This is a genomic window from Orenia marismortui DSM 5156 (genome assembly GCF_000379025.1).
Classification (GTDB): Bacteria; Bacillota; Halanaerobiia; order Halobacteroidales; family Halobacteroidaceae; genus Orenia; species Orenia marismortui.
On record NZ_KB900623.1, the window covers coordinates 1 to 26,591 of the forward strand.

The 26,591-nt window shown below is 30.4% G+C and carries 35 protein-coding genes, 9 tRNA genes and 1 rRNA gene; 31 read left to right on the top strand and 14 right to left on the bottom strand.

All coding sequences use genetic code 11. From position 1 onward, the window contains the following. The 16 genes from rrf to OREMA_RS0113535 form a co-directional block, all read left to right on the top strand. Nucleotides 1-92: ribosomal RNA gene (gene rrf / locus OREMA_RS18480) — 5S ribosomal RNA — on the top strand; the annotation flags it as partial. A 92-nt stretch (nucleotides 93-184) separates the two neighbouring features. Next, a tRNA-Gln gene (locus tag OREMA_RS0113465) sits at nucleotides 185-259 on the top strand. A gap of 3 nt (nucleotides 260-262) precedes the next feature. Further along, nucleotides 263-338, top strand: a tRNA-Glu gene (locus OREMA_RS0113470). A 223-nt stretch (nucleotides 339-561) separates the two neighbouring features. Beyond that, a tRNA-Val gene (locus OREMA_RS0113475) sits at nucleotides 562-637 on the top strand. Nucleotides 638-732: 95 nt separating this feature from the next. Next, a tRNA-Asp gene (locus OREMA_RS0113480) sits at nucleotides 733-810 on the top strand. A 7-nt stretch (nucleotides 811-817) separates the two neighbouring features. Continuing rightward, nucleotides 818-893: transfer RNA gene (locus OREMA_RS0113485), tRNA-Thr, on the top strand. A gap of 9 nt (nucleotides 894-902) precedes the next feature. Continuing rightward, nucleotides 903-978: transfer RNA gene (locus OREMA_RS0113490), tRNA-Lys, on the top strand. Between the two features lie 23 nt (nucleotides 979-1,001). Then, a tRNA-Met gene (locus OREMA_RS0113495) sits at nucleotides 1,002-1,077 on the top strand. 102 nt (nucleotides 1,078-1,179) lie between these two features. Then, nucleotides 1,180-1,256: transfer RNA gene (locus tag OREMA_RS0113500), tRNA-Gly, on the top strand. Nucleotides 1,257-1,263: 7 nt separating this feature from the next. Continuing rightward, nucleotides 1,264-1,340 (top strand) — tRNA-Pro (locus OREMA_RS0113505). A 226-nt stretch (nucleotides 1,341-1,566) separates the two neighbouring features. Beyond that, on the top strand, nucleotides 1,567-1,818 hold the full coding sequence (locus tag OREMA_RS0113510) for a hypothetical protein (RefSeq protein ID WP_018249789.1): 252 nt from the start codon (nucleotides 1,567-1,569) through the stop codon (nucleotides 1,816-1,818). 265 nt (nucleotides 1,819-2,083) lie between these two features. Further along, nucleotides 2,084-2,632 (top strand): tryptophan transporter, encoded by a 549-nt coding sequence (locus tag OREMA_RS0113515; protein WP_244871510.1) that lies wholly within the window; start codon nucleotides 2,084-2,086, stop codon nucleotides 2,630-2,632. A gap of 144 nt (nucleotides 2,633-2,776) precedes the next feature. Further along, the gene (locus tag OREMA_RS0113520; protein WP_018249791.1) at nucleotides 2,777-3,250 is read left to right on the top strand and encodes a hypothetical protein; all 474 of its coding nucleotides are present in this window, start codon (nucleotides 2,777-2,779) and stop codon (nucleotides 3,248-3,250) included. A 167-nt stretch (nucleotides 3,251-3,417) separates the two neighbouring features. Continuing rightward, entirely contained in the window at nucleotides 3,418-5,421 is a 2,004-nt protein-coding gene (locus OREMA_RS17855; protein ID WP_018249792.1) for an ATP-dependent helicase, read from the top strand. Nucleotides 5,422-5,528: 107 nt separating this feature from the next. Then, entirely contained in the window at nucleotides 5,529-5,951 is a 423-nt protein-coding gene (gene ndk, locus OREMA_RS0113530; protein ID WP_018249793.1) for a nucleoside-diphosphate kinase, read from the top strand. A gap of 274 nt (nucleotides 5,952-6,225) precedes the next feature. Further along, nucleotides 6,226-7,437 (top strand): NAD(P)-dependent malic enzyme, encoded by a 1,212-nt coding sequence (locus OREMA_RS0113535; RefSeq protein WP_018249794.1) that lies wholly within the window; start codon nucleotides 6,226-6,228, stop codon nucleotides 7,435-7,437. 47 nt (nucleotides 7,438-7,484) lie between these two features. On the opposite strand, the gene rpmB is transcribed toward OREMA_RS0113535, so the two are convergent. After that, nucleotides 7,485-7,715, bottom strand: a complete 231-nt coding sequence (gene rpmB, locus OREMA_RS0113540; RefSeq protein ID WP_018249795.1) for a 50S ribosomal protein L28 — start codon at nucleotides 7,713-7,715, stop codon at nucleotides 7,485-7,487. 174 nt (nucleotides 7,716-7,889) lie between these two features. On the opposite strand from rpmB, the gene OREMA_RS0113545 reads away from it, so the two are divergent. The 7 genes from OREMA_RS0113545 (at nucleotide 7,890) to coaD (ending at nucleotide 14,840) form a co-directional block, all read left to right on the top strand. Beyond that, on the top strand, nucleotides 7,890-8,090 hold the full coding sequence (locus OREMA_RS0113545; RefSeq protein ID WP_018249796.1) for a DUF1858 domain-containing protein: 201 nt from the start codon (nucleotides 7,890-7,892) through the stop codon (nucleotides 8,088-8,090). A 32-nt stretch (nucleotides 8,091-8,122) separates the two neighbouring features. Next, nucleotides 8,123-8,491, top strand: a complete 369-nt coding sequence (locus OREMA_RS0113550; RefSeq protein ID WP_018249797.1) for an Asp23/Gls24 family envelope stress response protein — start codon at nucleotides 8,123-8,125, stop codon at nucleotides 8,489-8,491. After that, a complete protein-coding gene (locus OREMA_RS0113555) occupies nucleotides 8,481-10,127 on the top strand; it encodes a DAK2 domain-containing protein (protein ID WP_018249798.1) in 1,647 nt (548 codons plus the stop codon). Before OREMA_RS0113550 ends, OREMA_RS0113555 begins: the two co-directional genes overlap by 11 nt. Before the next feature lie 11 nt (nucleotides 10,128-10,138). Beyond that, nucleotides 10,139-10,981, top strand: a complete 843-nt coding sequence (locus OREMA_RS0113560; RefSeq protein WP_018249799.1) for a DegV family protein — start codon at nucleotides 10,139-10,141, stop codon at nucleotides 10,979-10,981. Nucleotides 10,982-11,157: 176 nt separating this feature from the next. Beyond that, nucleotides 11,158-13,689, top strand: a complete 2,532-nt coding sequence (recG, locus tag OREMA_RS0113565) for an ATP-dependent DNA helicase RecG (RefSeq protein ID WP_018249800.1) — start codon at nucleotides 11,158-11,160, stop codon at nucleotides 13,687-13,689. A 93-nt stretch (nucleotides 13,690-13,782) separates the two neighbouring features. Beyond that, the gene (gene rsmD / locus OREMA_RS0113570; protein WP_018249801.1) at nucleotides 13,783-14,340 is read left to right on the top strand and encodes a 16S rRNA (guanine(966)-N(2))-methyltransferase RsmD; all 558 of its coding nucleotides are present in this window, start codon (nucleotides 13,783-13,785) and stop codon (nucleotides 14,338-14,340) included. Nucleotides 14,341-14,342: 2 nt separating this feature from the next. Beyond that, on the top strand, nucleotides 14,343-14,840 hold the full coding sequence (gene coaD / locus OREMA_RS0113575) for a pantetheine-phosphate adenylyltransferase (protein ID WP_018249802.1): 498 nt from the start codon (nucleotides 14,343-14,345) through the stop codon (nucleotides 14,838-14,840). Nucleotides 14,841-14,879: 39 nt separating this feature from the next. Here the strand turns inward: coaD and OREMA_RS0113580 are convergent, their stop codons facing one another. The 9 genes from OREMA_RS0113580 to OREMA_RS0113625 form a co-directional block, all read right to left on the bottom strand. Beyond that, entirely contained in the window at nucleotides 14,880-16,067 is a 1,188-nt protein-coding gene (locus tag OREMA_RS0113580) for a tetratricopeptide repeat protein (RefSeq protein WP_018249803.1), read from the bottom strand. Nucleotides 16,068-16,686: 619 nt separating this feature from the next. Further along, entirely contained in the window at nucleotides 16,687-17,505 is an 819-nt protein-coding gene (locus OREMA_RS17860) for a hypothetical protein (protein ID WP_018249805.1), read from the bottom strand. Between the two features lie 39 nt (nucleotides 17,506-17,544). Then, entirely contained in the window at nucleotides 17,545-19,047 is a 1,503-nt protein-coding gene (locus OREMA_RS18485; RefSeq protein ID WP_018249806.1) for a recombinase family protein, read from the bottom strand. Between the two features lie 78 nt (nucleotides 19,048-19,125). Then, on the bottom strand, nucleotides 19,126-19,578 hold the full coding sequence (locus tag OREMA_RS0113600; RefSeq protein ID WP_018249807.1) for a hypothetical protein: 453 nt from the start codon (nucleotides 19,576-19,578) through the stop codon (nucleotides 19,126-19,128). A gap of 19 nt (nucleotides 19,579-19,597) precedes the next feature. Beyond that, nucleotides 19,598-20,527 carry a hypothetical protein gene (locus tag OREMA_RS0113605; protein WP_018249808.1) on the bottom strand — a complete coding sequence of 310 codons (930 nt, stop codon included), beginning with the start codon at nucleotides 20,525-20,527 and terminating at the stop codon, nucleotides 19,598-19,600. A 42-nt stretch (nucleotides 20,528-20,569) separates the two neighbouring features. Continuing rightward, nucleotides 20,570-20,983: a hypothetical protein gene (locus OREMA_RS0113610; RefSeq protein WP_018249809.1), complete on the bottom strand. Its 414-nt coding sequence runs from the start codon at nucleotides 20,981-20,983 to the stop codon at nucleotides 20,570-20,572. Nucleotides 20,984-21,169: 186 nt separating this feature from the next. Further along, nucleotides 21,170-21,403 carry a hypothetical protein gene (locus tag OREMA_RS0113615; RefSeq protein ID WP_018249810.1) on the bottom strand — a complete coding sequence of 78 codons (234 nt, stop codon included), beginning with the start codon at nucleotides 21,401-21,403 and terminating at the stop codon, nucleotides 21,170-21,172. A gap of 352 nt (nucleotides 21,404-21,755) precedes the next feature. Then, nucleotides 21,756-22,055, bottom strand: coding sequence for a hypothetical protein (locus OREMA_RS0113620; RefSeq protein WP_018249811.1), 300 nt, complete (start codon nucleotides 22,053-22,055; stop codon nucleotides 21,756-21,758). A gap of 16 nt (nucleotides 22,056-22,071) precedes the next feature. Beyond that, nucleotides 22,072-22,701 carry a LexA family protein gene (locus tag OREMA_RS0113625; protein ID WP_026189013.1) on the bottom strand — a complete coding sequence of 210 codons (630 nt, stop codon included), beginning with the start codon at nucleotides 22,699-22,701 and terminating at the stop codon, nucleotides 22,072-22,074. 171 nt (nucleotides 22,702-22,872) lie between these two features. Here OREMA_RS0113625 and OREMA_RS0113630 point away from each other — a divergent pair, with 171 nt between their 5' ends. Both OREMA_RS0113630 and OREMA_RS0113635 read left to right on the top strand, forming a co-directional pair. After that, nucleotides 22,873-23,103, top strand: a complete 231-nt coding sequence (locus OREMA_RS0113630; RefSeq protein WP_018249812.1) for a helix-turn-helix transcriptional regulator — start codon at nucleotides 22,873-22,875, stop codon at nucleotides 23,101-23,103. A gap of 26 nt (nucleotides 23,104-23,129) precedes the next feature. Continuing rightward, nucleotides 23,130-23,333: a hypothetical protein gene (locus OREMA_RS0113635; protein ID WP_018249813.1), complete on the top strand. Its 204-nt coding sequence runs from the start codon at nucleotides 23,130-23,132 to the stop codon at nucleotides 23,331-23,333. Here OREMA_RS0113635 and OREMA_RS0113640 read toward each other — a convergent pair. Beyond that, the gene (locus tag OREMA_RS0113640; protein ID WP_018249814.1) at nucleotides 23,330-23,557 is read right to left on the bottom strand and encodes a hypothetical protein; all 228 of its coding nucleotides are present in this window, start codon (nucleotides 23,555-23,557) and stop codon (nucleotides 23,330-23,332) included. The genes OREMA_RS0113635 and OREMA_RS0113640 overlap by 4 nt on opposite strands. A gap of 119 nt (nucleotides 23,558-23,676) precedes the next feature. On the opposite strand from OREMA_RS0113640, the gene OREMA_RS0113645 reads away from it, so the two are divergent. Continuing rightward, entirely contained in the window at nucleotides 23,677-23,856 is a 180-nt protein-coding gene (locus tag OREMA_RS0113645) for a hypothetical protein (RefSeq protein ID WP_018249815.1), read from the top strand. 17 nt (nucleotides 23,857-23,873) lie between these two features. Here OREMA_RS0113645 and OREMA_RS0113650 read toward each other — a convergent pair whose 3' ends face one another. Continuing rightward, nucleotides 23,874-24,077, bottom strand: a complete 204-nt coding sequence (locus OREMA_RS0113650; RefSeq protein WP_018249816.1) for a hypothetical protein — start codon at nucleotides 24,075-24,077, stop codon at nucleotides 23,874-23,876. A 103-nt stretch (nucleotides 24,078-24,180) separates the two neighbouring features. Here OREMA_RS0113650 and OREMA_RS18910 point away from each other — a divergent pair, with 103 nt between their 5' ends. Then, nucleotides 24,181-24,351, top strand: a complete 171-nt coding sequence (locus tag OREMA_RS18910) for a hypothetical protein (RefSeq protein WP_018249817.1) — start codon at nucleotides 24,181-24,183, stop codon at nucleotides 24,349-24,351. 6 nt (nucleotides 24,352-24,357) lie between these two features. Here OREMA_RS18910 and OREMA_RS0113665 read toward each other — a convergent pair whose 3' ends face one another. Next, a complete protein-coding gene (locus tag OREMA_RS0113665) occupies nucleotides 24,358-24,627 on the bottom strand; it encodes a hypothetical protein (protein ID WP_018249818.1) in 270 nt (89 codons plus the stop codon). Between the two features lie 119 nt (nucleotides 24,628-24,746). Here OREMA_RS0113665 and OREMA_RS18915 point away from each other — a divergent pair, with 119 nt between their 5' ends. Next, nucleotides 24,747-24,902, top strand: coding sequence for a hypothetical protein (locus OREMA_RS18915; RefSeq protein ID WP_018249754.1), 156 nt, complete (start codon nucleotides 24,747-24,749; stop codon nucleotides 24,900-24,902). Here the strand turns inward: OREMA_RS18915 and OREMA_RS0113675 are convergent. Then, nucleotides 24,891-25,166, bottom strand: coding sequence for a hypothetical protein (locus OREMA_RS0113675; RefSeq protein ID WP_018249819.1), 276 nt, complete (start codon nucleotides 25,164-25,166; stop codon nucleotides 24,891-24,893). The two genes, OREMA_RS18915 and OREMA_RS0113675, sit on opposite strands and share 12 nt — an antisense overlap. Before the next feature lie 76 nt (nucleotides 25,167-25,242). On the opposite strand from OREMA_RS0113675, the gene OREMA_RS0113680 reads away from it, so the two are divergent. The 3 genes from OREMA_RS0113680 (at nucleotide 25,243) to OREMA_RS18925 (ending at nucleotide 26,588) form a co-directional block, all read left to right on the top strand. Beyond that, nucleotides 25,243-26,055: a phage antirepressor gene (locus OREMA_RS0113680; RefSeq protein WP_018249820.1), complete on the top strand. Its 813-nt coding sequence runs from the start codon at nucleotides 25,243-25,245 to the stop codon at nucleotides 26,053-26,055. 72 nt (nucleotides 26,056-26,127) lie between these two features. After that, complete coding sequence (locus tag OREMA_RS18920) at nucleotides 26,128-26,265, top strand: hypothetical protein (RefSeq protein ID WP_018249821.1); 138 nt, start codon at nucleotides 26,128-26,130, stop codon at nucleotides 26,263-26,265. Between the two features lie 167 nt (nucleotides 26,266-26,432). Next, entirely contained in the window at nucleotides 26,433-26,588 is a 156-nt protein-coding gene (locus OREMA_RS18925) for a hypothetical protein (RefSeq protein ID WP_157280088.1), read from the top strand. The last annotated feature ends 3 nt before the right edge of the window (nucleotides 26,589-26,591 follow it).

Sequence of the window (26,591 nt, forward strand, 5' to 3'; positions counted from 1 at the left end):
CACCTGTTCCCATTTCGAACACAGCAGTTAAGTCCTCCAGCGCCGATGGTACTGCAGGGGCAGCCCTGTGGGAGCGTAGGTCACTGCCAGAATGTTTTAGCTACTAGCCTCTTGCTATTGCTGTTAGCTTAAAATCTTTTAAGATCTTAACCAGCACTAGAAGCGAGTAGCCAATAGCTAACGATGGGATGTCGCCAAGCGGTAAGGCACAGGACTTTGACTCCTGCATTCGCTGGTTCGAATCCAGCCATCCCAGCCATTTGCCCCCATCGTCTAGTGGCCTAGGATAACGGGTTTTCATCCCGTCGACAGGGGTTCGAATCCCCTTGGGGGTACCAACATACTTTAAGATTTCACGAAGGGTTTTTGTTTTGAAAAACCCGAAGGGGTACCAAAATGCTTTATAATTCCAGTTAGTGTTTTAGATTTGTAAAGCACGGAGGGTAGTGGTAAAATTATAATTCTATTAATATTAGATGATAAAATGGATTTATTACTTGACAATTAAGGTTGAAAGGTATAAAATATTAATTGTATGTTGTAAAAAACCATTAAAAACAAGGGCGAATAGCTCAGTTGGGAGAGCACCTGCCTTACAAGCAGGGGGTCACAGGTTCAAGTCCTGTTTCGCCCACCATTTATTTAGCCATTAGCTACTGGCTATTAGCTTTTAGCAAAATCTTAAAAGATTTAGCCAGAGGCCAACAGCTAGAAGCCAAAAGCTAACAATACGGGGATGTGGTGGAGTTGGTTTACCACGCCGGCCTGTCACGCCGGAGGTCGCGAGTTCGAGTCTCGTCATCCTCGCCATTTACGAGCTAACTTAGCTCAGCTGGTAGAGCAGCTGACTTGTAATCAGCAGGTCGTCGGTTCGACTCCGACAGTTAGCTCCATTTAATTAAGGGCCATTAGCTCAGTTGGTAGAGCATCTGACTTTTAATCAGGGTGTCGGAGGTTCAAATCCTCCATGGCTCACCATTTTAAATTAAATAATTTAATGTCGCGGGGTGGAGCAGTTGGTAGCTCGTCGGGCTCATAACCCGAAGGTCGTTGGTTCGAATCCATCCCCCGCAACCAAAATGATTTTTATAATGGGAATGTTCTAGGTTTAACTGAATATATTTTATTGGAAGTAACCTAGTTTAAATTAATTCCTACTAATTAAAAATTAAATATTAAGCGGGAGTAGCTCAGTTGGCTAGAGCACCAGCCTTCCAAGCTGGGTGTCGCCGGTTCGAGTCCGGTTTCCCGCTCCAAAATTATCGGAGCATGGCGCAGTTTGGTAGCGCACCTGGTTTGGGACCAGGGGGTCGCAGGTTCAAATCCTGCTGCTCCGACCATTTTATTTTTTGTAGTCTCTACTTATTGTAGAGGCTTTTTTTATTTTAATGTAAATTTAGTTTTACATTTAGGGCAAGATTAAATTCAGTTTAAAAAATATGAAGGTAATACAATATTAGTTAGAGAATTATATTATATTCCTATTATTGGAATTATTATAAACTTATAATATAGTCATAGTTTGAATATATATGAGAGAGAATAGTTTATTTGGGAGGTGACAGAATGGATTACTATATTTATGCAACCGATCATGCGATTGAGAGATATCAACAACGCCAAAAAGCAATTAGTCGCCAGAAAGCGATTCATAATATAGTAGAAGGAGTAAAAAGAAGTAGACTAATTGGCTTTGCCAAGGGAAAGAGAGAAATTAGAGAACATCGTGGAGTTATATTTGTTTGTGAATTAGAAGGTGAAACTATGAATGTAATTACTATTTTAAATAGCAAGGCTGAGTTAAGATTTATTGGCTAAAGTAAGTATTTTAATTAAATAATGATAAAAAATATATAATTAGTAGTAAGTATAATTAATAATTATACATAATATAGATATTTTGAATTATTGATATTTCTAATATAAATTTATTAAAGGAGATATGATTATGATAATAAAAGATAATTCTTTTAAAAATATTTTGAAAATTTAAATTATTGATGTGTTAATTTAAATTTTCTTGATTTAAATATTGGAATTTAGTATAATATTAATAATTAATTAAAAAGAGCAAATAGAGGAGATGAGAAGAGTGAAGTTGAGAAGAGTGATTGAGGCAAGTTTATTATTAGCAGGTGGTTTTGTTTTACATCAAATAATGCCACCATTAATAGCAGGAATGAAACCGGATATGAGTTTATTGATGTTATTTGTAGTAGTATTACTATATCCAGAGAAGAAACTAACATTATTATCAGGCTTGGTTACTGGGGTTATATCAGCATTAACAACTACTTTTCCAGGTGGGCAAGTAGCAAATATGATTGATAAACCTATTACTGCATTTTCTGTTTTATTTATGATTTTATTAGCAGAGCATTTAAAGCTTCCAATGAAATTTAAATTGAGTGTGATAGGAGTGTTAGGTACTATTATAAGTGGAAGTGTTTTCTTAGGAGCAGCATCAATGATGGTTTCATTACCACAGTCTTTTGTAGTTTTATTTATGTCTGTTGTTTTACCAGCAGCATTACTTAACACAGGTTTCCTATATGCTATATATCCTATAGTAATACAGGTAAAAAAATTACTTCCTGAATATGATATGGGATCTGAGAAAGAAGCAGCTTAAAAGCTGCTTCTTTTGTATTATAATTATATTTTTAATTTAAAAGATCAATTATATAAATTATTAAAAAAGTAGAATAAAACTTATATATTTGTAAAAAATAATTATGGCAATCCTATCTAATAAATCCTTCAGGAGGTTTGATAGATGATAAAATATCCGAAAGTTAAGGAATCTGTCCAAAGAATTATTACAATTTTGGGGAAATTATATAATTTAAGTGTAGTAGATTTAGATTATTCAGAATCAATTAAATTATATTGCGAGATTATACCTCAAGATAAAAAACATTTAAAGATAAAGGTATGGTTAACAGAAGAAAATCAACTATCTATCTATGAAGATATTAATGGAGGTTTAGAACATAAAGAATATGTTAGTGATATGGGCAGGTATTTAGAAATAGTTGGTAAGCTAGATCTTGGAGAAATTAGAATTGAGAAATGGGATCATAAAGCTAAGAAATATAAAATAGATAAGGAAATATTAAAAAATAATTGTTTTGCCTGTTACTATCGTACTCGACGGGGTTTTTGTGATTTATTACAAAATTGGCATCCTAGAAAAGAAAGTAACTCTGCTTGTGCTTATTGGACTAAAAGAGAAGAATTAGTTATTTAATACTCTAACATTAATCCTAAACTATTCTTTTCTAATTGATTTATAATAAACTCTATTATATAATAATAAAGCATTTCAAATTTTAATTTCATATAATTATAACTTATTGTGAGTTCTTTATAAGGCTCACTTTTTCTTTTGAAATATAATAAAAAGGAGAGTTAATAATGGATTTATCTGTAGACTTAAATGATAAGCAACTAAAAGCAGTAAAAACCACAGAAGGACCGGTATTAGTGTTGGCGGGAGCTGGAAGTGGTAAAACTAGGGCATTGACTTATAGAATTGCTTATTTACTGAATCAAGGAGTTGATCCTTATAATATTTTAACTTTAACATTTACTAATAAGGCAGCTAGTGATATGAAAAGGAAAGTTAAAGAACTGATAGGTAAGATTTCAACTAAGATGTGGATGGGAACTTTTCATAGTGTTTGTGTAAGAATAATAGGACAAAATTTAGAAGAGTTAGGTTATGAAAAAGGATTTGTTATTTATGATCAAGATGAGAGTAAGGCTTTAATCTCAGATATTATTCTAACTTTTAATTTAGATACCGATAAATATGATCCAAAAATAGTTTTGAATATAATTAATAAAGCTAAAATGAATATGTGGAATAAAAGAGATTTAGTTAATAATTTTTTGAAAAATGAAGAAGGTAGTCAAGAATATTATAAAAATATTGCTGATATATATATAAAATATAACGAAGTTTTGAAAGAAAATAATGCATTTGATTTTAATGATTTAATAGCTAAGACCATAGAATTATTTGATAACAATAAAGAGATACTAGAAAAATATCAAAGTAGATTCAAATATATTTTAATTGATGAGTACCAAGATACCTCACCATTTCAATATAAATTAGCTAGTATGTTAGCTAAAAAACATGGAAATATATTCGTAGTTGGGGATGATTATCAGAGTATATATAAGTTTCGTGGAGCTGATATGAGTAATATACTTAATTTTAACCAAGATTATCCTAATTGTACAACTATAAAGCTTGAACAGAACTATCGATCTAAAGCTAATATAATTGAGGCTTCTAATGTTTTGATTGCTCACAATTATCAACAATTTGATAAAAAAGCATGGACTAATAAGGATTCAGGAGAACCTTTAATTATATGTGAGGCTATTAATGAATACAGTGAAGCTGATTATGTAGCAGAGGAGATTGATAATCTAGTTAGATTTAGTGGATACAATTATAATGATATTGCCATTCTTTATCGTTCTAATCATCAGTCAAGAGTATTAGAAGAAGCTTTTATTAGAAGAAGAATACCTTATCATATTGTAGGTGGTCTAGGATTTTATGACCGTAAAGAGATTAAAGATATTATTAGCTATTTAAAGGTAGCTGTCAATCCCCAGGATACTATTGCTATGAAAAGGATTGTTAATGCTCCCAAAAGAGGAATTGGAGCTAAGACTTTGGATAAGTTGATTACTCATGCTCAAGAATATGTACCAGAATTTAATCTTTTAAGCTTTGCTCAAGAAGATAATAATTTAGGGTTATTTGATATAATGAAGGATCCAAGTGGTGTATCAGGTATTGGAAAAGCTACTGCTAACAAGATTAAAAAGTTTAGAAGGGATTTAGAAGATATAATAACAGTCAAAGAATCTAGACTTTCTTTACCAGAGCAAGTGGATAAAATTTTAAAGGTTAGTGGTTATCAAGCTATGTTAGAATTAGATGGATCTGAAACTGCCCTGAATAGGCTAGAGAATTTAGGTGAATTTTTATCATTGACAGAGAATTATTATAATAAAAATCAAAATAGAAATTTAGAGGATTTTGTAAGAGATATAAAGTTGTTATCAGACCAAGATGATATTAATAGTTCAAATCAAGTTAAAATGATGACTGTACATTCATCTAAAGGCTTAGAATATCCAATTGTATTTATAGTAGGTTTAGAAGAAGATAATTTTCCTCATTATCGTAGTGTTAAAACAGGCTTATTAGATGAAATAGAGGAAGAACGCAGGCTATGCTATGTAGCAATGACTCGAGCAGCTGACAGGCTATTTATGAGCTATGCAAGAGAAAGACAGCGTTATGGAGAGACCAGAAGTATGGCTCCATCAAGATTTCTAGATGAGATTCCAGTAGAATATACTTTAGAAAAAGTTCATCATAGAGGTTTATAAAGTAGATTAATATTCTAATTTAGGGAGTAAATATTCTTGAATTTGGGAACATAAGTATAATATAATATTAATAACAACCATAATTCTCTAAGAATAGGAGGATATTAATGGAACAGACTTTAGTATTAATTAAACCAGATGGAGTACTTAAGAAGGTAGCTGGAAGAATTATTAGCCGTTTTGAGGATAAAGGTTTAAAAATTGAGGCTTTAAAAATGGTTTGGATAGATGAGGAATTAGCCAAATCACATTATGAAGAACATATTGGAAAGAGCTTTTTTCAGAGGTTATTATCATATATTACCCAAGCACCATTAATTGCAATCGTAATTTCTGGTCCAGAAGCCATTAAAGTAGTCAGGAATTTAGTAGGAAAGACTAATCCAGTGAAAGCAGAACCGGGCACAATTAGAGGTGATTTAGCTTTAGATTTAGAATCTGGAAATATAGTTCATGCTTCTGATTCTCAAGAAAGTGCTGCTAAGGAAATAGATTTATTTTTTAGCGCTGAAGAAATTTATAGTTATTAGCTAATTATTTTTATATTTCAATTCAAGTAAAAAAGATTATGGATATATCCATAATCTTTTTTACTTTCTCTTTATAATCATAATTAAATCTATTAAAAAGAAATATTATATATAAATAAGATTATAAAATAAGATTAAAGGAATACAATTTATAATAATAGACTAAAATTATGGTTTTAATTTATGCTAAGATAACTTATTTACTAATAAATAAAGGAAAACTTCAATTAGTCTAGAATTTAGAGGAAGAGTAGAATAGAAGGAGGATTTTAAGATGTCATTAAAAGACGAAGCATTATCATTACATAAGAAAAATCAGGGAAAGATTGCTGTAAATAGTAAAGTAGAGGTGAAGAGTAAAGAAGATTTAACTTTAGCTTATAGTCCAGGGGTAGCAGAGCCATGTTTAGAAATTGTAGAGGACAACGCTAAAGTATATAACTATACAGCAAAGGGTAATTTAGTAGCAGTTGTTTCAGATGGAACTGCTGTATTGGGTTTAGGGGATATTGGACCTGAAGCTGCTATGCCTGTTATGGAAGGGAAAGCAGTTTTGTTTAAAGAGTTTGCTGGTGTTGATGCATTCCCTATTTGCCTAGCTACTAAAGATGTTGATGAAATTGTAGAGACGGTTAAGAGGTTAGAACCTACTTTTGGGGGGATAAATTTAGAGGATATTTCAGCTCCAAGGTGTTTGGAAATTGAGGAGAGATTAAAAGAAGAGCTTAATATACCTGTTTTTCATGATGATCAACATGGTACCGCTATAGTTGTTTTAGCAGGATTAATTAATGCTACTAAATTTGTTGACAAGAAATTATCAGATTTGAAAATAGTAGTTAATGGTGCTGGTGCTGCAGGTTTAGCAATTACTAAATTATTATTAAAAGTAGGAGTAGAGGATATAATATTAGTAGATAAATTTGGTGCTTTGGCTCCAGGAGTTGAAGAGATGAATTCTGCTCAGTCTGATTTAGCTGAAGTAACTAATAAAGAAGAAAAAAGAGGAGACTTAAGTCAAGTTATTAGTGATAGAGATGTCTTTATAGGGGTTTCAGCTCCTAATATATTAACTGAGGATATGGTAAAAAGTATGGCAGAGAATCCTATTATTTTTGCAATGGCTAATCCTACTCCAGAGATTAATCCCCCAGTGGCTAAAAAAGCAGGTGCTAAAGTAGTTGGAACTGGTCGTTCTGACTATCCTAATCAAGTTAATAATCTATTAGCTTTTCCAGGGATATTTAAAGGTGCACTAAAAGTGCAAGCATCTGAAATTACTGATGAGATGAAGATCGCTGCAGCTTATGGAATAGCTGATTTAATTAAAGAAGAAGAGTTAGAATCAGAATATATTATTCCTGATCCATTTAATAGAGAAGTTGTAAATAGAGTTGCTTTAGAGGTAGCTAAAAAGGCTGTTGAAGATGGTTTGGCTAATATTGATTTGAATTTAGATGAGTTAGAAGATATATTCAGTAGTTAAAAATAAAAAAGTAAGGACTTATGAATAAGTCCTTACTTTTTACTTGATTAGTATGCTCTTTCTACTTTTCCTGCTTTTAAACAAGAAGTACATACTTTGATTCTTTTAGGAGAACCATCAACAATTGCTTTAACTTTTTGTAGATTAGGTCTTTGTTTTCTGTTTGCAATACCAGTTACATTACGACCAACTCCACCTTCTTTTTTAGCCTTACCTCTACGAGTTACTCTGTTAGCATTATTAGATCCTTTACCACAGATTTCACATATTCTTGCCATCTATAATTGCACCTCCTTTAATCTATATCAAACTTATTATTTTAGCATTAGATCAACCACTTAAACATTTTAACACAAAAGGTGGTCAAGTAGCAAGGATAATTTTTCATTTTATATTAATAAAGAAGGATTTTATTAGCTTGTATTGAATAATAATCAGGTAGGAGGATAGATATGAAGGTTAATAAAGAAATGCCTATATTGGAAATTTTACAAAAGTATCCGGAAGCTAATGAAGTTTTTATATCTCATGGTCTAGGTTGTGCTAAATGTTTAGCTGCTAATTATGAGAATTTAGAGACAGTAGCTAGAGTTAATGAAGTAGATATAGAATTATTACTACAAGAATTGGATAATTTAATTAAAAATAATTGATTTAATACTGATTCGATAAGGAGGAATAAAAGATGAAAACTGGGCAAGAGTTGACAAATGAATTAGGAATGGTTAAAATATCTGAGGATGTTATTTCAATTATTGCTGGTTTAGCTGCTATGGAGTGTTATGGTTTAGTAGGGATGGCCAGCAAAAGTTTTCAAGAAGGTTTAGCAAAATTATTAGGTACAGAACACTTAAGTAATGGTGTTGAAGTTGAAATTAATGAAGAGGGAGTTAAAGTTGATCTATACATTATTGTAGAATATGGAACAAAGATATCAGAAGTAGCACATAATGTAATTGATCGGGTAAAATATACTCTAGAAGAGATGACAGGAGTTAGTGTATTAGAGGTTAATATTAATGTACAAGGAGTGAGAGTGAATAATGCTACCTGAGTCATTAAAAAGGGAAGTTAAAGAAATCAATGCAGAAAAATTTAAACAAATGTTATTAGTAGCTACAAATGTTTTAAAAGAAGTAGAAAATGAAATTAATGATTTAAATATATTTCCTGTTCCAGATGGAGATACAGGAACTAATATGTATTTGACATTATCAAATGCAGTAGAAGAAGTAGAGAATACTACAGAAGATTCAGTAGGGATTATAGCTAATAATTTGGCAATGGGAGCTTTAATGGGTGCCAGAGGAAACTCAGGGGTAATTTTATCTCAACTTTTACGAGGGTTATCTGATGGAATTGGCGATGCGAAAGTATTAACTGCTGAAGTCTTGGCCGATGGATTGGAAAAAGCTGCTAATAAAGCTTATCAAGCAGTTATGAAGCCAGTTGAAGGAACAATATTAACTGTAGCTAAAGATGTAGGAAGAAGAGCACAAGATTTAGCTCATGAATTAACTGTAGCAGAGTTACTAATAGAAGCAGTAAAAGAAGCAGAGAAATCGGTGCTAAAAACTCCTGAATTATTAGATAAATTAAAAGAAGCTGGAGTAGTAGATGCTGGTGGTAAAGGGTATCAAATGTTTTTAACTGGATTATTACAAGGATTAACATCTGATGGTGCAGTTATTACTACTAAAGGATTGACTGGAAAGAAGATACCTGATAGAAAAGAAGGAAGAACAGAATCTGAATTTGGTTATTGTACAGAGTTTATTATAAAGGGTGCTAGAATTGAAGATGATGAATTTAAAGAAATATTGAATAAATATGGTGATTCTATTATTGCTGTTAAATCAAATGACATTTTAAAAGTTCATGTTCATGCTAAAAATCCAGGATTAGTATTAGAAGAAGGATTAAAATATGGACAATTGACCAGAATTAAGATTGAAAATATGTCTGAGCAGCATGAAGAGAGATTAAAAAAAGAGATTGAGAGTGAAGTAGAAGATAAGCAATTACAAAATCTTGATGGAATAGGAGTATTAGCTGTAGCAGCTGGTGAAGGTTTGGAAACTATATTTAAAAAATTAGGTGTGAGCTATGTTTTATTAGGCGGTCAGTCCATGAATCCAAGTATTCAAGATTTATTAGATGGTGTAAATAGGGTTAATACTGATAAAGTTATTATTTTACCTAATAATAAAAATGTTATTTCAACAGCTGAACAGATAAAAGAATTAACAAATAAAGAGGTTGAAGTCATTCCAACTAGAACTATTCCTCAAGGAGTAACAGCAATGATGTTATTTAATCCTGAAGGAGACCTAGGTGAAGTAAGTTCAGATATGAAAGAAGAGGTCGAATTCGTAAAGACTGGTGAAATTACATATGCTGTTAGAGATACTAAGATTAAAGAGATAGAGATTAATAAAGATGATATATTAGGTCTTAATGAAGGAAATATAGAAGTAGTATGTAATGATTATAATCAAGCTACTTTAGATTTATTAGAGGAAATGGTAGAAGAGGATGATTCTTTGATTACTATTTATGTTGGTGAAGAAGTATCAGATAATGATAAAAATGAATTAATTGATAGCTTAGAAAAAACTTATGATGAATTTGATATTGAGATCTATGATGGGGGTCAACCCATTTATTATTATATTATTTCTGTAGAGTAGGAGTGTTATTGATGGGAAAAATAGCAGTTGTAACTGATAGTACAGCCGATTTATCACCAGAATTAATAGCTAGATATAATATAAATGTAATTCCTTTAAAAGTAAGGTTAGGGGAGCATGAATATGAGGATGGCATTGATATAGCTAGGGAAGATTTTTTAACTGAGCTAGAAGAAAGTGATATAATGCCTTCAACATCACAGCCACCTATTGGAAGTTTTCTTGATCTATATAAAAAATTAGCAGAGGAGCATGAGCAAATTTTATCTATACATTTTTCAGAAAAACTGAGTGGAACTATAAAGACTGCTCGTTTAGCTGCTAATATGTTAGAGGATATTGATATTAAAGTTGTTGATTCTAAAACTGTAACAGGGGCTTTAGGACTAATAGTAATTGAAGCTGCTAAGGCTATATCTAATGGTAGTTCCTTAGATGAAACTATTAATTTGATATCTCAATTAAAAGAAAATATTAATACCTATTTTACTATAGATGATTTAAGTTACCTAGAACGTGGTGGTAGAATAGGAAAAGCTACTGCCTTTGTAGGTAATTTGTTTAATGTTAAGCCTATACTTACAATAGATAATGGAGAAATTACTCCTTATAAAAAGATAAGAGGAGAAAGAAAATTATACAAAACATTAACAAAATTAGTTAGAAAAGAGCTTGATGATAATAAAGGACATAAATTAGTCATATTATATGGAAAGTATTTAGATAATGCAAATAAATTAAGGGATATTTTAACAGATGAGTTTGAATGGGAAGAAGTTAGTATGTTACAGTTGGGTTCAATAGTTTCTGCTCATGTTGGCCCAACACCTTATGGAATGGTTATTTATAAATAGATAAATAATAACTAATTATAATTAAGCTATCATATAAGTTATTAACTTATTGACTTATTTTTTAGAAGAATGCATTATTAGAGATTCCTAATACTATAGTATTAGGATTTTTTTCTACTATATAATTATATTATATAGTTTATTTTCTCCAGAAATTGTATTAGGAGCTGAGAAAGATGGATGATGTAAAAAATATATTGAAAAAGATAATTAAACCAATACCAATAGAAATCAAATTACAAGGTTTAAATACATCTGTTTTTGGTGGGTTTGATAATTATATTCTAGGCTGGAGTAAAAAATTAATAGAGAGTACTGAGGATGATATGGTTAAAGAATATGCTCAGAACTTACATAATTTATTTATTGATTATAGTAATATAAATTTAAAGGAAAGACATAATAGGTTAAAAGAGTCTTTAGATATTATAAATAAATTAAGCCAAAAAATAAATGGAAATCAGATTCTTGATTTAAATGATAACAAGCTGCAAATACTCAATAACAGAGTTGATAAGAAGAAAATCATAAGAAAAGATAATGATTCTCAACAGATATCTTTAGATTTAAGAAAAAAGACAAAATTAAAAGACAATAGTAAAGTGAAAAAACAAGTAAAGAAAAAAGAATCTGATAAGCAAGATACAGTATGGAAGCAACCGATTCAATATATCAAAGGAATAGGTGAGTATTGGGCTAAACGTCTAAAAAAATTAGGCATTGAAGAGGTAAAGGATTTACTCTATTATTTTCCAAGAGATTATAATGATTGGAGTAAATTTAAAAAAATATCACAGCTAAACAGTGGAGAGCATATTACTGTTCAAGGGAAAATTGTTAGCATCAATGAAATTAAACCTAGATCAGGATTGAAGATTATTAAAATAGGTATTAGTGATGGAACAGGAGTTTTATATGGTGTTTGGTTTAATCAAGCTTATATTAAAAAGGTATTTAAAAAAGGTGATCTCTTTTTATTTAGTGGTGAAGTTAAGTATAGCTATGGAAATTTTGAAATAAATAATCCCCATTATGAACAGGTAGATTTTCAAGATAATTTAAATACAGCTAGAATAGTACCGATTTATCCAACAACAAAGGGTATTACTCAGAAAAAGTTAAGAAGGGTTATTAAGAATACTCTAGAGAAATATTTAATAGAGGTTGATGATTTTTTACCTGACATGATTATAGATAAGTATGAATTTATAGCTTTGAATGAAGCTATTTCTACAATTCATTTTCCAGAGTCTAAAAAGAAATTAAAAAATGCTAGAAAACGTTTTGTTTATGAAGAATTGTTTATTTTACAGTTGATTTTAGCTTTAAGAAAATCTGAAGCTCAAAGTGAAAAATTAGGAATTAAGCACTTAAAAGAAGATCATTTAGTTGAAAAATTCTTATCCAACTTACCCTTTAATTTAACCGATGCTCAAGCTAGAGTTTGGCAAGAAATTAAGTCAGATATGGAATCTAATAAGAATATGAATAGATTATTGCAAGGGGATGTAGGAGCAGGGAAAACTGTTATAGCTACCTTAGCATTATTAAAGACTGTAGAGTCTGGATTTCAAGGTGCATTGATGGCTCCAACTGAAATTTTGGCAGAGCAACACTATTTGGGATTAAAAGAAGAATTAGAGTTTCTAGATATAGAAGTTGGTTTGCTTGTTGGAAGTCTAAAAACTAAAGAAAAAAGAGAGTTATTAGAAAAGATTAAAAATCATGAAATAGATATTGTAATTGGGACTCATGCCTTAATTCAAGAGGGAATCAACTTTTCTAATTTGGGATTAGCAATTATTGATGAACAACATCGTTTTGGTGTTAAACAAAGAGCTACTTTGCAGGAAAAAGGTAATAATCCTGATGTATTAGTTATGACTGCTACCCCAATACCTAGAACTCTTGCTTTAACTGTATATGGTGACCTTGATGTATCTGTGATTGATGAATTACCTCCAGGTAGAAAGCCTGTTATTACAGAATGGAGGACTCAACAGGCTAGAGATAAGATCTATTCTTTTGTAAGAGAAGAGGTTGAAAAAGGAAGACAAGCTTATGTAGTATGCCCTCTAGTAGAAGAATCAGAAAAGTTAGATATTGAATCTGCTACAGAATTATCTATTAGATTGCAAGAAGAATATTTTCCTGATTTAAAGGTTGGTTTACTTCATGGAAAGATGAAAGCTAGTGAAAAAGAAGAGATTATGGAAGAGTTTAGAGTAGGTAATATTAATATTTTAGTGTCTACTACTGTTATTGAAGTAGGTGTTAATGTTCCTAATTCTTCAATTATGATTATTGAAGATGCTCAACGTTTTGGATTAGCACAGTTACATCAATTAAGAGGGCGAGTTGGAAGGGGTAAATATCAATCCTATTGTATATTGGTATCAGATCCTTCTACAGAAGAAGGAGTAGAGCGTATGAAGATTATGACAAAGTCTACTGATGGTTTTGTTATTGCAGAGGAAGATTTGCATTTGCGAGGTCCTGGTGAATTTTTTGGTACTCGTCAACATGGTATGCCAGATTTAAAGATAGCTGATATTTTGCGAGATTATAAAATATTAGAAATAGCTAGAAAAGATGCTTTTGCTTTGATACAGGATGATCCTAAATTAAAGAAACCAGAAAATAAAAGATTAAAGAAGATATTAACTGATAACTTTAATTATGATTTTGATTTAATTGATATAAGCTGAAAATAATTTATAATTGATAGTTAACAATTTATAATCAAGTTTATTATTAGCTATATGATATAAGTTGTTAGTTAGCTTTTCGGAGGTGCTAGAATGAGAATTATTGCTGGAAAAGATAAAGGAAGAAGGTTAAAATCTTTAAAGAGAAGAGATGTGCGACCTACTACTGATAGAACTAAGGAGTCTATATTTAATATTTTAGGGCCTAATATAGCAGGTACTAGATTTTTAGATTTATATTCTGGTTTTGGTGGTATAGGTATAGAAGCTTTAAGTCGTGGGGCTAAAGAGGTTGTTTTTGTTGAGAAGGATCGAAGGAATATCAAGGTTATTAAAGATAATTTGAATTTAGTAGATTATGAAAAAAATAGCCAAATAATAAATAATGATGTTTTGAGAGCGTTGCCAATATTAAGTGGTGAATTTGATCTGATATTTATGGATCCACCTTATGAAGAAACTGAACTATATACTAATACTTTAAATAAAATAAAATCTTATAATTTATTATCTGATAATGGAATTATAATTATTGAATATGATGCTAAAGATAAAATAGAAATTCCTGAGGGATATAGTATAATTAAACAAAAAAGATATGGAAAAGCAGGTATTATATTAGTTAAAGAGATAAAAGGAAAGGATGAATAGTATTGAGTAATATAGCTGTTTATGCAGGAAGCTTCGATCCTGTAACTAATGGTCATTTAGATATTATTAAACGGGCCAGTAGAATTTTTGATAAAGTAATTGTTGCAGTTTTTCATAACCCAAATAAAAATCCTCTTTTTACGATGGAAGAGAGGATGGAAATCTTAGAAGAGGCTATTACAGATTACGAAGGGGTAGAAGTAGATGGTTTTGAGGGATTATTAATAGATTATATCAGAAAGCATAAAGCAAAAGTTATTATTAGGGGTTTGCGTGCAGTTTCTGATTTTGAATCAGAATTTCAAATGGCTTCTATGAATAAGAAGTTGGCACCTGAAATAGAAACTTTATTTATGATGACTAGTACAGAAAATGCATATTTGAGTTCAAGCTCTATTAAGGAAGTAGCTAGTTTTGGTGGTTGTATAGAGGGGTTAGTACCTGATCCTGTTATCCCAAAACTTATTAATAGGCTAAGAGAAGAAGATAAGATGATATAAATTAATTTTTACTAAACTAAAAAATGATAAGCCCAAGTTTTAAAACTTGAGCTTATCATTTTTTAATTCTTTTCTTAATTTTTTAGTAATTCTTTTAACTCCTACTCTTTTACTGATCTGTAGAGCTTTTTCAAAATTTTCTAAAGCTTCTTTCTTTTTATCTAATTCTAGTAGGATTTCACCGATATATCGATAGGTTCTAGCATGTTTATACTTAACCTCTGTTATATCTTCATAATTTAGTAATTTTTTTAATTTTTTCAAATTGCTTAAAGATTCTTCTTTCGATAATTTCTTTAATCTTGTTTTATTTTCTTCTTCAAGTTCTTCAAATAACTCAGAAGGATCTATATTAGACCAGTCAATATCATTATCTTTTTCTATGAATTCTAATTGATTATTAGATTTACTATTTTCTGATAATTCTTCTTCCCATTGCTCTTGATCTAGAAAATCACCACTAAAATTATAAGAATATTCTTTGTGATCTTTATATATTAGAGTTATTATTTTATTTTCTGTGTCAAAAATATAAGATTCTGCTGGGCCAGGAATAGGAGTAGTTTTCCAAAGCAGTTTATTCTCAATTAAGTCAAAGAATAATAGTTTGTTTGAATCTGCTTCATACTTACTTTTGCAAGTTTGACAAATAGCATATCTACCATCATGGGATATTCCACTATTATAAATATTGGCCTTCAATTCTTCTTTTATGATTTTTACTCCTTGTTTATTGAAAACAGTAAATATTGCACGTAAATTACTAGAAACTCCCCAATTATTTATTATGAAATTACCATTATTAGCTACTAAAGCATGACTAGGTCTTTCAATATTACCATGAATTAAAATTTCTTCTTTTTTTATAAGAACATATTTATTTTTCGGATATTCAGAATAAGCTAGTATGTAAATATTATTGGGGGATTTATTAAATTTCCCGAAAAAATCTAGTTCATCTATATCAATATACTCTCCATGAAATGTTATGTTTTTACGATAAGGTAAATTTCTTCTTTTTATATTACTATTTTGGTTAATTTTATTATTATTTTCGGGGTTTGATATTGATTTATTTTTTTCTTTGAAATCTTCTGTTCCTGTAATTTTTTTAACAGGGTTTTTAACTTTTTTCTTAATGTCTTTTTTATTATTTTTTTTATTGATAAAAAATAGAACTAACACTATTAATAATATTATTAACAGTATTCCTATTAGTAATAGCATCTCTAAGATAACCTCCTATAGAAATAAATTATCCAAAAGAAAAAATCCTTATTAAAGGATTTTACAGTATAGAAAATATTTTTATTATTTGTGTAAGCCAATATTTAATTTTTATTTTCGGTAGAATTTTTTATGTCATTATTTGTTTGATTCTTCAAAGAGTTAATAAAGTTTTCAAATTCATCACTTTGATAAGTTCTATTAAAATTATCTTTCTTACTAATTATATTTTTGTTTATTAGATAGAAAAAAAGCAATATACCAATAATAACTATAAGCAAAACAGATGGACTCATATTTAATCACTTCCTTAGAATTATTTTGAGGATAGGAAGCTTGTACCATTTAATGATAAGATTGTAAATTGATTAATTGTTATGATTATTATTTGGACTAAAAGAAAATAAAAGTTTGCAACCTCCTCTCTTATTTATATATATAATTAACTTTATTATTTTATATTCCTCCTAATATATATAGTATAAAACTTTCCAACATTTTTCAACTATTATTGTCAAAAAAGAAATTTAGGTATATGTTAATAATATAACAGTTAAATTTTGATTATTATAGTCTAGATTCTAAATAAAAGCTTAGGATAAATATTTATCCTAAGCTTTTATTTAGAATGATGAAAAATTACAATTTGTATTTTTCTAATAAAATAAATAGTTAAAGAAGTAAATATTAAAAATCCTATAGCTAAGAAAAGACCAATTGACATCTTTGTGAAATGTGATAGATACCCAATACTATAGTTAAATTGTTCAATATTAGATGTAACAGGTATAATTAGATTTGATGAGATAGCTTCTAAGGGATCAAATAAAAAGAAAGTTATTATACTGGCTGTTATTCCGTGTAGTATTCTAGCCCAAATATAAGGTTTCATTCTTAAATCTGTACCATTAATCATAGTAGCTACTTGAGCATGAACAGAAAGGCCACTCCATGCTATAATACCACTTGTAATAATTAATTTCTGGCTTAAAGGAGCTACAGCTTGGCTAGCAAGGTGAGATCCATTAGTAATTTCAAATAATCCGCTAATAAGTGGTAATACTAGAGATTGTTCAAATCCAAAAGGCTTTAAAATAAATACAATTCCACTAGTGATGATTTTAGTAAAGCCTACTAAAGCTAAAACTCTGGTTAAAACAGAAAATAAAATAATATATCCACCAACTAATAATAAGGTATTAATCGATTCTTTAATTGAATCTCCAATTAATTGTCCTAAGCTTCGGCCATCTTTCTTTCTAGCTTGATATAGTTCACTAAAGGCACGATAAAATATATTTTTATCTTGGTTGCTGCTACTAACTACATCCTTATTATCATTCTTAGGATTATAAAACCTCAATACTACGCCTACAATTAGACAAGAGATGTAATGGGCTAAGGCTAAGGTAGTTCCTAATACAGCATTCCCAAACATCCCTACTGCTACAGCAATGGTAACATGGTTATAAAAAAATTAAGTCTTAAATATGATTTTCATTAAATCTTGTCTCTTAGATAGCTGTATCTCGCTAATGGCTTGGATTAAGATGTTCTTTTTTTTATTAAGAGAGATATCATCATTTTCTAGAGTGTGAATTAATCTGTTTATTTGCTGCTTAAAGCCTTCGTGATCAGTAGAAGTGCTATTAATTGCATCTTCTAATTCGGCTATTCTATCCTCAATTTCTTCTTTTTCTTCCTTCAATCTCTCTTTATATCCTTGCAGCTGTTCTAAATCAATTACTCCAGCTTCAAAGGCTTGCATTTGTTTATCGAAGCGATTATCAAAGTTTTCATATTTCTGTTCTAATTGATTAAGTTCTTTGATCAAATCATTATTATTAGTTTTTGTAATTTGAAGGGTGGATATATCAACTTTATCCCTAATAATTTCTTTTAGATAACTTACAAGTCCTTGCTCAACTTCTTCCATACTCCAATAATTAGGGTAGCAATCCTTAAATCGAACATGTCGAGTACACCTCAGTTTCCTTGTTATTTGCTCCTTATCTGCTCCTACAGGCTTATATCTTTGAGTTAGTTGTGATAGGTTACCTTCGCACTCCATGCATGTCACAAGTCCTTTTAAGAGGTAATCCTTGCTCGCGTTCTTCTTTGATTTTTTGTTTCTTTTTAGTAGTTCCTGGACTAATTCAAATTGATCTTTATCAATAATAGCCGGGTGGTTATTTTCTATCTGAGTATCATTCCAAATATAATTACCTATATAAACTTCATTAGATAAAGTATTACGGATAGTTTTAGGAGCCCAGCTAATCTTTTGGTCATTATGTTTTCCTTTATTATCGATAGCTTTAGACACTTTAAGAAGGGCAGAGTCGCCAAATAAATTCACTCCATTTGCTCTTAAGTCTACTCCGATCTCTCTTAAACTATTACCTTTAATATATTGTTTGAAGATATATCTTACCACTTTAGCCTCAGGCTCATATATTTTGTATTTGCCGGTCTCTCTATCAATAGAGTACCCATAGGGTGGCTCTCCTAAAGCAACTCCTTTCTTGGCTTGCTGATTCATTCCTTTCATAACTTCCTCTGATAGGTTAGCAGAGAAGTATTCAGCAACGGCATCCATCATTCTTTCAGCAAACATACCATGAGGAGTATTGGTATCTATATCTTGAGTAACACAGATTAAATCTATATTTCTATCTTCACGAAGTAATTTCTTATAGACTACAGCATCATACATATTTCTGAACATTCTATCGCCTTTATGGTAGAGGATAACATCAAAAGGCTTAGGATCTTTCTTAGCTTCGGCTATCATTTTTAAGAATTCATCTCGTTTATCTGCTGTTTTCGCAGAGATTCCATCATCTATGTATTTCTTAACTATCATTAAATTATTCTTACTAGCATACTCATGTAGTTTTTCTAATTGAGCAGGGATAGAAATATCTTTATTTGCTTGCTCATTGGAGGATACACGAGCATATATTGCAGCTTCTCTCATTGGAATCACTCCTTTATCATGATTATAAAACAATAAATATAAAAAGAAAACCCCTAAAATGGGGGTTAAAATGTTTATTTAACTTTCTTTGACTTTTTTTATTAGTTTTATCAAATTAAATATAGACTTTATAAAAAATACTATTCCAAAGATAAGGGATATTCTTTCTATCAAAATCAAATTATTATTTGAAACCATTAGCAATAGTAGGACTGATGCAATTATTGAAATAAAATGAAATAGCATGCTTAAATATATTGCGTTATAGTATTTATCTAGATATCCATTTTCATTTAATCTTGCAATTCTAGGTTTATCTGAAACACTTATCATTATACTAAGTCCTGTAAATAAGAAACCGGCAAATATCGAATTAATTGTCAGGAGGTTAAAGTGATAACTACTTTTATTTATTGTGCAATTTAAGTCTATGATATTCTTTTTTATTGCAAAAATAAAGAATAAAGCAGTAATTATCAGGTAAAAGATGTTACCTTTATTTTTCCTTATTGAAGTTTTTAAATCTTGCAAGACATACACCTCCTTAAAGTTAGTCTGCAATGTTTGGTCTTGTATATTTTAGAAGTTCATCTTCTTTTGATATATATATTTCTTTTAACTTGTTTAAGATTCCTTCATTATTATCATATTTAAAAGTAGCTTTTTTTGTTATTTTATTTCGTAGTATATCATATTCGTCTAATTTTTCACCATGATCTTTTGCTTTTATTTTACACTTACTTATATGTCCTCTACTAGTATTAAATACACTTGAAATAAATTCTTTTATTTTCTGAGCTGGTAAATTTTCAAATATACTTCGGTTTCTATTAGAAATTAATTTAACAGAAACTTCTTGTTTTTTTAAATTTCCCGTGTGAATTTTATCAAATTCTTTTTCATTTAAACCAATCTCTTTGTAGCCTAAAACTTCATCTGATGGAAGAGCTACAGAAAATTGTATATTACTAATAACACCTTTTCCCTTTATAATATCTACAACATCTTTGGTTAATATAGGAAGTATTTCTGTTCCTATATTTTTCTGTGATACAAATTGTGTTATCAAGTCATTTAGGACTGTTATACTAGGAGCAGATAAGGTGTTTATAAAAGTTACTATTCCGGTTTTAAAGTTTAATAAAAAGTATGTATAAATTTCTATATCCTGATTGTCTTCTTTTTCTATTTCAGCCGGTTTAAGGTCTATTCTATCTCTTAGATGAACAGCAGTATCGTTTTTAGTTTTTCCTAATCTAGCAAATAAATACTCATCATTAAAATCAATGACTTCTAATGTCTGTTGCCTAGGAGTTCTTTTGATTACCAAACAAGAATTGGTTAAATTCTTTTCATCAAGTATAAGGTTATATATATCCTTGATTCTTTTTCTATCTAGATATTTTTGTTTGCCTTCTTCATTTTGAGCAATATTTTTGAAAATTTCCATTTGGTAAAAATAAACTGTTCTTTGAGCCATAATTAATAATCTCTCCTTTAGTTTTAATAGTAAAATATAAATCTAATTATCTTTATCTACTATTTCTTTGAGTAGCTCATTAGTAACTTCAGTTTGCTTATTTAGAATAACAGTTTGTTCATGTAAACTAAAAAACAAAATTGAATATTCATAGCTTATTCTAGCGACTATATTACCTACAAGTATTATAAGTATTTTCCCTAATACACCTTCGTAATTTAAACCTATTAAAGTAATTGCAATAACTAAAATCCAATAAATCAATTCATGAAAAGCATAAGTTATAAATGTTTTATCTTTTACTAAATTTGGGGCTTCAATATTAGATTGTTCTTCAGATACATCTTCTAGATCATGAAGGTTTTTTAATTTTTCATGGCAATACGGACATTCTTTTTTCTCCAAGACTGCCTCAGTAAGTCTAATTATATTGTTACAATAAGGACATTTTTTCAAATTGTTTTCTCCTTTCTTTTTTAAAAGACAAATAGTAGACATAAATCCCAGTTGACTTCCTAATATAGACAAAATTTGCGCATGAAGCAAAAAATAAAAAGATTTAAGCTTAAGTGTGGTGATGTAGAAGCTACCTGGAAGGGTAGTTTTATCTATTGTTTGTCTAATAGATCCCTTACTATTGATTTAAATCTTTTTAAAAACTTGTCCACAATTTTTACAAACTTTTCTTCCCTTTAAAAATATCGAGGTTAAAGATAATATAATACCAAAGCTTATTCCAATTAAACTGAAGGGTATATATATTAAAAATTTAAAGCTAATTCCAATCAAAAGAACACCAATAGCAAAAAAATAAAAAGAACCTCTTGATTTGTAGTTGTCACTTCCACAGTTAGGACACTCATTTGCTATCTCCATTAACAACACTCCTTTTTTAATTTTTTCATCATTATACACCAAAATTGCTAAATATATCTGACGTATCTATAAATAAAAACCTAGCATTAAGCTAAGTTTAACTGTTGTAAAAAGTTAAAGACTTCGTTACATTTCTTAAAGAAATCCTTATCTAGACCGTACGGTCTTCTTATGGTTTGCCTACACTGACCAATTAGAATTAGAAGTAGAAAGAGAATAAGAATAAGAATAAGAATAAGAATATAAAAGACATAGTTCGGACTCTGTCACGAACTTCCTCTTAACATTAACCATTATAGTTAAATATTTCCCAAACTAATAAAAAATAAAAAGGGTAATTAACCCTTTGTAATTATTTCTTTTTCCAATTTCTCATAACTTCACTGCCGAGCTCCAACCAATCTTGAACGTTATCTTTTTTTAAAATTTGATTATTTTCATTAACTTGTAGGGCGATAGCTTCATTTTGAGCTTCAATATTGGCGGTCTTTCTTTTTAATTCTTTAATATCATTTGCCATATTATCAAGTCTGCTATCCATACCATCAAGCCTATTACCCATTCCATCAAGTCTATCGTCTATACCGCCAAGTCTATTATTAATTTTACCAACTTCGCTAACCAGCAACTCCAACATTTCTTTTTCAGTCATATTTATTCACCTCGATTTATAGTTTAGTCTTAACTTCAACCGCCTTGCCAATTATTTTAACTTCATTGGCAGAGTAGATCATAGGGTCATATTTATCATTGTCAGCATGCAATATAATAAATTCCCCTTTTTTGTGTACTCGTTTAAGAGTAGCTTCATCTCCATTAACCATCACTACAGCAATTTCTTTATTCTCAACGTCCTCCTGTTTGCGTATAAGGACTAAACTGCCTTCTCTGATGTTAGAGTTCACCATGCTATCACCAGTGGCTTTAAGATAGAAATACGTGCCTCCATTGATATCCTGCTTTCTTACATATTCATAGCCAATAATATTTTGTTCAGCTAATACAGGAGTACCACAAGGGATTGTCCCGATAACAGGTATCTCAATCATATCTTTTTCAAAATCTACTGGGATAGCTCCGGGAGGCAGGGGAGTTCTCATATCTGTTCGACCTAAAAGATAGTCGACTGATACATCGAAGAAGTCTGCTAGTTTAGCTAGCATTTCATTATCAGGACTTCTTTTTCCTTGTTCATAATGACCTATAGCTCCTCTTGTGATACCTAATTTATCAGCCAGCTCTTTTTGTGTTAAATTCATTTCCATTCTTAATTTTTTTAGTACCTTTCCAGCATCCATTGGCAAACCTCCTATGTTATTATTTTAATTATACTACAAATAGTATCGCCAATAAACAAACGATACGAAATGGTTCAAAAATTTCAAAAAAGTCTTGACAGGTACGTTTTGTATCGCGTATAATAAGAATAACAAAGATACAATTCGTCTCTTAAAAAGGGGGTGTTTTAAATGAGGGAAGAATTAATTAAATTGCGTAAAAAAGAGGACTTAACTCAAAAAGAAGTGGCAGAATTGCTTGATATAACTAGAGGTTACTATGGACACATAGAAACAGGCAGGAGAAATCCTCCTTTGAAATTAGCTTTAAAAATAGCTAATTTGTTTGAGAAGAAAGTGGAGGATATTTTTTTAATCATTAACGAGACGAATTGTAGCGACAAAACTCGAAAAGCCAGTTAATATTATGACCGAAAGGAGTGATGAAAGTGGGGATGTTAAGTGTTAGAGGGCTGTCTATGAAAGAGCAAGGCGAAAAACTTAAGAAAGCAAGAGAAGTTGAGGGGCACATTATAGAGAGATTAAAAGAAACCAATTTTACTGTTAGAGACTGCATAGTTATTTTAGATGAGGCTAAAGCAACTATACAGTCAGCTTCAAAAGAACAAACTATTGAATCATTGAATTTTTAAAATTTCCTTTGTTCTTTCATTTCATTGATTCGGTCTTGGTGTTGCTTTAATTTTCTGTCTCCATTTTTATATAAATCTTCATAATTCCAATGATAGATTATATATAAAATTTGGTGGTCTTCAAACCCGCTAAATATCGGGGGATATTCTGTGGCTTTAAATTCTTCAAGTTCAAATTTAGCCGATAGCAAAGCTATTTCGTGACATATTTTTTCTTTGTCCAAATACGACACCTCCTTCCGATTACCAATATTCTACAGAAGGAGAGCGAAGACCTGCAACCCAAAAAGCCAGTTAATAGTATCCCCAAGATTGCTAGTTGGTATGTTAGGAGGTGAGAGTTGTGGAGATATCAGAAATATTAGAGAAACAATTGAAAGGGCTGTGTGAGATACAATCGAAAGCAATTGAGAATTTAAAAGACAATAAAGCAAGTCAAATGGATGTAGAAATTTTAGAATTTTCAAATAAGTTAATAGGTGAGAAAATGGATCAGATACAGAATGCAAAACACATGTATTGAGAGGGAGAGGTTTAAGATTATTTAGAAGAGCCTATGTGTATATCTTTTATTGGTGTATTATTTGTTTCGGCGACAGACTTGTAAATTGTTTTATAAAATTTAGCTACTTCATTAGCTAAATTCTTATTAGCCTCTGAATCGTGATTTAATAAAGAACTTGTATTTTCATTACGATCTAGAACTTTTAGAGTTAATTGCAAAGCAATTTCTTCTGGTTTCATTTTACCACCTCATGTTTAGTTTTAACCTCTCCCTCATGATTGGTTATTCTAGATAAAATAGGAAAAACCTGCAACATAAAAAGCCAGCTAGGGGGTGAGAGTTGTGAGTGATGATATTTCTAAAGAAAAGCTAGAATGGATGGAAGAAGTGGGAATGAAAAGATTTGATGAGCCAATGGAATATCATTTGTTTGGTCATATATTTTCTGAAGGTTATTTAAAACGTACCCCTCTAGAAGTTTTAAAAGAGAGGCACGGAGATAAAGATTGTTAAGAATTTTTATAGATTATTTTTAGCATAATCTATCCCAATATCAGAAATTTGGACATTGTAAGCTATATTATCAGCATAAAAAACATCAAGAAAGTTGTTTTCATCTAATTCTCTGCAAAGTTCATCAACAACTTCAAAAGAATATTGTGAGGCAATAGACTTTTGAATATCTTTAGAGCTACCAAACATTTTGGCTTTTGGTTCAGAAATACCATTTTTAAGTTTTTGGCAATATTCATTATAAAGCAACTGAAGTAAATTATTTGATTTAGACACAAGTTACACCTCCTTCTGATTACCAATATTCGACAGAAGGAGAGCGAAGACCTGCAACCCAAAAAGCCAGTTAATAGTATCCCCAAGATTGCTAGTTGGTATGTTAGGAGGTGAGAGTGATGAGTGAATTAGAGAAGAAGATCTCAGATTTAGAAAAGAGAGTGGCTGAACTGGAAGGGCGAGTTCCAGAACAGCTAAATGATACAACCAAAATAGCAAAAGAGAGTAAAAAAACTATTAAAGAAATGTATCAAAGAGAAAAGTTAAACTCCTAATAAATCTTTTTTGATTAATTTACTAATTTGCTCCTTTTCTTCATCAGATAATTCAGTTAAATCAATATCTGAATTAATTAAAAGAGCCAGTTTGATGGATAGATTAGAATTAAGCATTGCAAAACGAGAAGTTATTGTTGCTTGAGGATTGTCAGGATTATCTTTTTTAAATTTTTCTATAGCTTCGATAAAACAATCCTTAATTAAAGGTAAAAGAACTTTTTCATACTCTTTGATTTGATTTTCTAATTTTTCTAGATCCAATATAATTACCTCCTTCCTATTACCAATATTCGACAGGAAGAGAGTAGTGACCTGCAAATAGAAAGGAGACAAGACAATGAGTGATTTACAAATTTTCAATAATGATGAATTTGGCAAGATCAGAGTAGTTACGATTGATAATGAACCTAGTTTTGTAGCAAAAGACGTTTGTAATATTTTAGATTTAGGTAATACGAGCGAAGCAATGAGAAGAATTAAAAATAGGTGGGTCAGAAAAGTTGAGGTACCTCATCCTCAAAGTAAAACTAAGACTATGAAAGTCAATTCAGTTACAGAAGCTGGTCTTTATAAGTTGGTTATGAGGAGCAATAAGCCAGAAGCAGAAGATTTTACAGACTGGATAGCAGAAGAAGTATTACCGAGTATCAGAAAACATGGAATGTATGCTAAGGATGAAATTTTAGACAATCCTGACTTACTTATAGAAGTTGCAACTAAGCTTAAGAATGAAAGAGAAGAGAGAAAGAGATTAGAAGTTCAAATCAGGAAGAAAGATCAATTAATAGGTGAGCTTAAACCTAAGGCAGACTATACAGATACTATCCTTAAGAACAAAAGCTTAGTGACTATTACCCAAATAGCTAAAGATTATGGGATGAGTGGCAGAGCTATGAATAGTTTATTACATGAATTGGACGTACAGTATAAGCAAAGTGACCAATGGTTGTTATATGCAAAATATTCAGGCAAAGGTTATACTCATTCATCAACTTTTAACTACAATAGATCAGAAGGAGCTACAGGTGTAAGCGTGACCACTAAGTGGACTCAAAAAGGTAGATTGTTCTTGTATAATCTGTTAAAAGAGAATGGTATTGTTCCAACAATTGAGCGAGACCAAGAGCTAAGATTAGTTAGTTCAAGTTAGGTTAACAATTATATCCAAGCATAGGACAAACATTTTAAGTAATACCTTTTATTAGAGGGGGGGGCGGTACTTATGAAAGTTATAGGCTGTTATAGAGATGAAAAGGGAGAAATCAAGGAGCTGGATGAGGAAAGAATGAAGAAGATAGCGAAAAAGCTCCTTGAAATTCAAGCAAAAGCAATTGGCTATGAGATAGCCTGGACTGGATAAAAGAGGAGAGAGGATCTCCTCGAACAGATAATTTGGACAATCATGACAAGCAAGTTAGCGAGGAACTAACCAGAAAGGTTTATCAACTATCTTACTTATATTATAATGTTCAACCTACTGGAATATCTAGAATTATATTCCAGTGTTAATGGAAATATTGGGAGGAGATGAGAAGAGTGCATCCGAGATATAAAGAAAAGTGGTTAGAGAGAAAGAAAAAATTATCGCTTAAGCTTAAGAAAGCAGAAGAGCAAGGCAATGAGGATAGAGTAGAATATTTAGAGAGATTAATCAGAGTAGCAGATAGAAAATTAATCAGCTAATAA

Bases quoted from the DNA above. Each gene is read 5' to 3' on its own strand.
- OREMA_RS18925 (WP_157280088.1), top strand. From the start codon at position 26,433: ATGAGAAGAGTGCATCCGAGATATAAAGAAAAGTGGTTAGAGAGAAAG.
- OREMA_RS0113680 (WP_018249820.1), top strand. From the start codon at position 25,243: ATGAGTGATTTACAAATTTTCAATAATGATGAATTTGGCAAGATCAGA.
- OREMA_RS0113650 (WP_018249816.1), bottom strand. From the start codon at position 24,077: ATGAAACCAGAAGAAATTGCTTTGCAATTAACTCTAAAAGTTCTAGAT.
- OREMA_RS0113535 (WP_018249794.1), top strand. From the start codon at position 6,226: ATGTCATTAAAAGACGAAGCATTATCATTACATAAGAAAAATCAGGGA.
- OREMA_RS0113625 (WP_026189013.1), bottom strand. From the start codon at position 22,701: ATGGATGCTGGAAAGGTACTAAAAAAATTAAGAATGGAAATGAATTTA.
- OREMA_RS0113515 (WP_244871510.1), top strand. From the start codon at position 2,084: ATGAGAAGAGTGAAGTTGAGAAGAGTGATTGAGGCAAGTTTATTATTA.
- recG (WP_018249800.1), top strand. From the start codon at position 11,158: ATGGATGATGTAAAAAATATATTGAAAAAGATAATTAAACCAATACCA.
- OREMA_RS0113510 (WP_018249789.1), top strand. From the start codon at position 1,567: ATGGATTACTATATTTATGCAACCGATCATGCGATTGAGAGATATCAA.
- OREMA_RS0113550 (WP_018249797.1), top strand. From the start codon at position 8,123: ATGAAAACTGGGCAAGAGTTGACAAATGAATTAGGAATGGTTAAAATA.
- ndk (WP_018249793.1), top strand. From the start codon at position 5,529: ATGGAACAGACTTTAGTATTAATTAAACCAGATGGAGTACTTAAGAAG.
- OREMA_RS18485 (WP_018249806.1), bottom strand. From the start codon at position 19,047: ATGAGAGAAGCTGCAATATATGCTCGTGTATCCTCCAATGAGCAAGCA.
- OREMA_RS0113630 (WP_018249812.1), top strand. From the start codon at position 22,873: ATGAGGGAAGAATTAATTAAATTGCGTAAAAAAGAGGACTTAACTCAA.
- OREMA_RS0113520 (WP_018249791.1), top strand. From the start codon at position 2,777: ATGATAAAATATCCGAAAGTTAAGGAATCTGTCCAAAGAATTATTACA.
- OREMA_RS0113620 (WP_018249811.1), bottom strand. From the start codon at position 22,055: ATGACTGAAAAAGAAATGTTGGAGTTGCTGGTTAGCGAAGTTGGTAAA.
- OREMA_RS18920 (WP_018249821.1), top strand. From the start codon at position 26,128: ATGAAAGTTATAGGCTGTTATAGAGATGAAAAGGGAGAAATCAAGGAG.
- OREMA_RS0113545 (WP_018249796.1), top strand. From the start codon at position 7,890: ATGAAGGTTAATAAAGAAATGCCTATATTGGAAATTTTACAAAAGTAT.
- OREMA_RS18915 (WP_018249754.1), top strand. From the start codon at position 24,747: ATGAGTGAATTAGAGAAGAAGATCTCAGATTTAGAAAAGAGAGTGGCT.
- OREMA_RS0113615 (WP_018249810.1), bottom strand. From the start codon at position 21,403: ATGGAGATAGCAAATGAGTGTCCTAACTGTGGAAGTGACAACTACAAA.
- OREMA_RS17860 (WP_018249805.1), bottom strand. From the start codon at position 17,505: ATGTTTGGGAATGCTGTATTAGGAACTACCTTAGCCTTAGCCCATTAC.
- rsmD (WP_018249801.1), top strand. From the start codon at position 13,783: ATGAGAATTATTGCTGGAAAAGATAAAGGAAGAAGGTTAAAATCTTTA.
- OREMA_RS0113605 (WP_018249808.1), bottom strand. From the start codon at position 20,527: ATGGCTCAAAGAACAGTTTATTTTTACCAAATGGAAATTTTCAAAAAT.
- OREMA_RS0113580 (WP_018249803.1), bottom strand. From the start codon at position 16,067: ATGCTATTACTAATAGGAATACTGTTAATAATATTATTAATAGTGTTA.
- OREMA_RS0113555 (WP_018249798.1), top strand. From the start codon at position 8,481: ATGCTACCTGAGTCATTAAAAAGGGAAGTTAAAGAAATCAATGCAGAA.
- OREMA_RS0113560 (WP_018249799.1), top strand. From the start codon at position 10,139: ATGGGAAAAATAGCAGTTGTAACTGATAGTACAGCCGATTTATCACCA.
- OREMA_RS17855 (WP_018249792.1), top strand. From the start codon at position 3,418: ATGGATTTATCTGTAGACTTAAATGATAAGCAACTAAAAGCAGTAAAA.
- rpmB (WP_018249795.1), bottom strand. From the start codon at position 7,715: ATGGCAAGAATATGTGAAATCTGTGGTAAAGGATCTAATAATGCTAAC.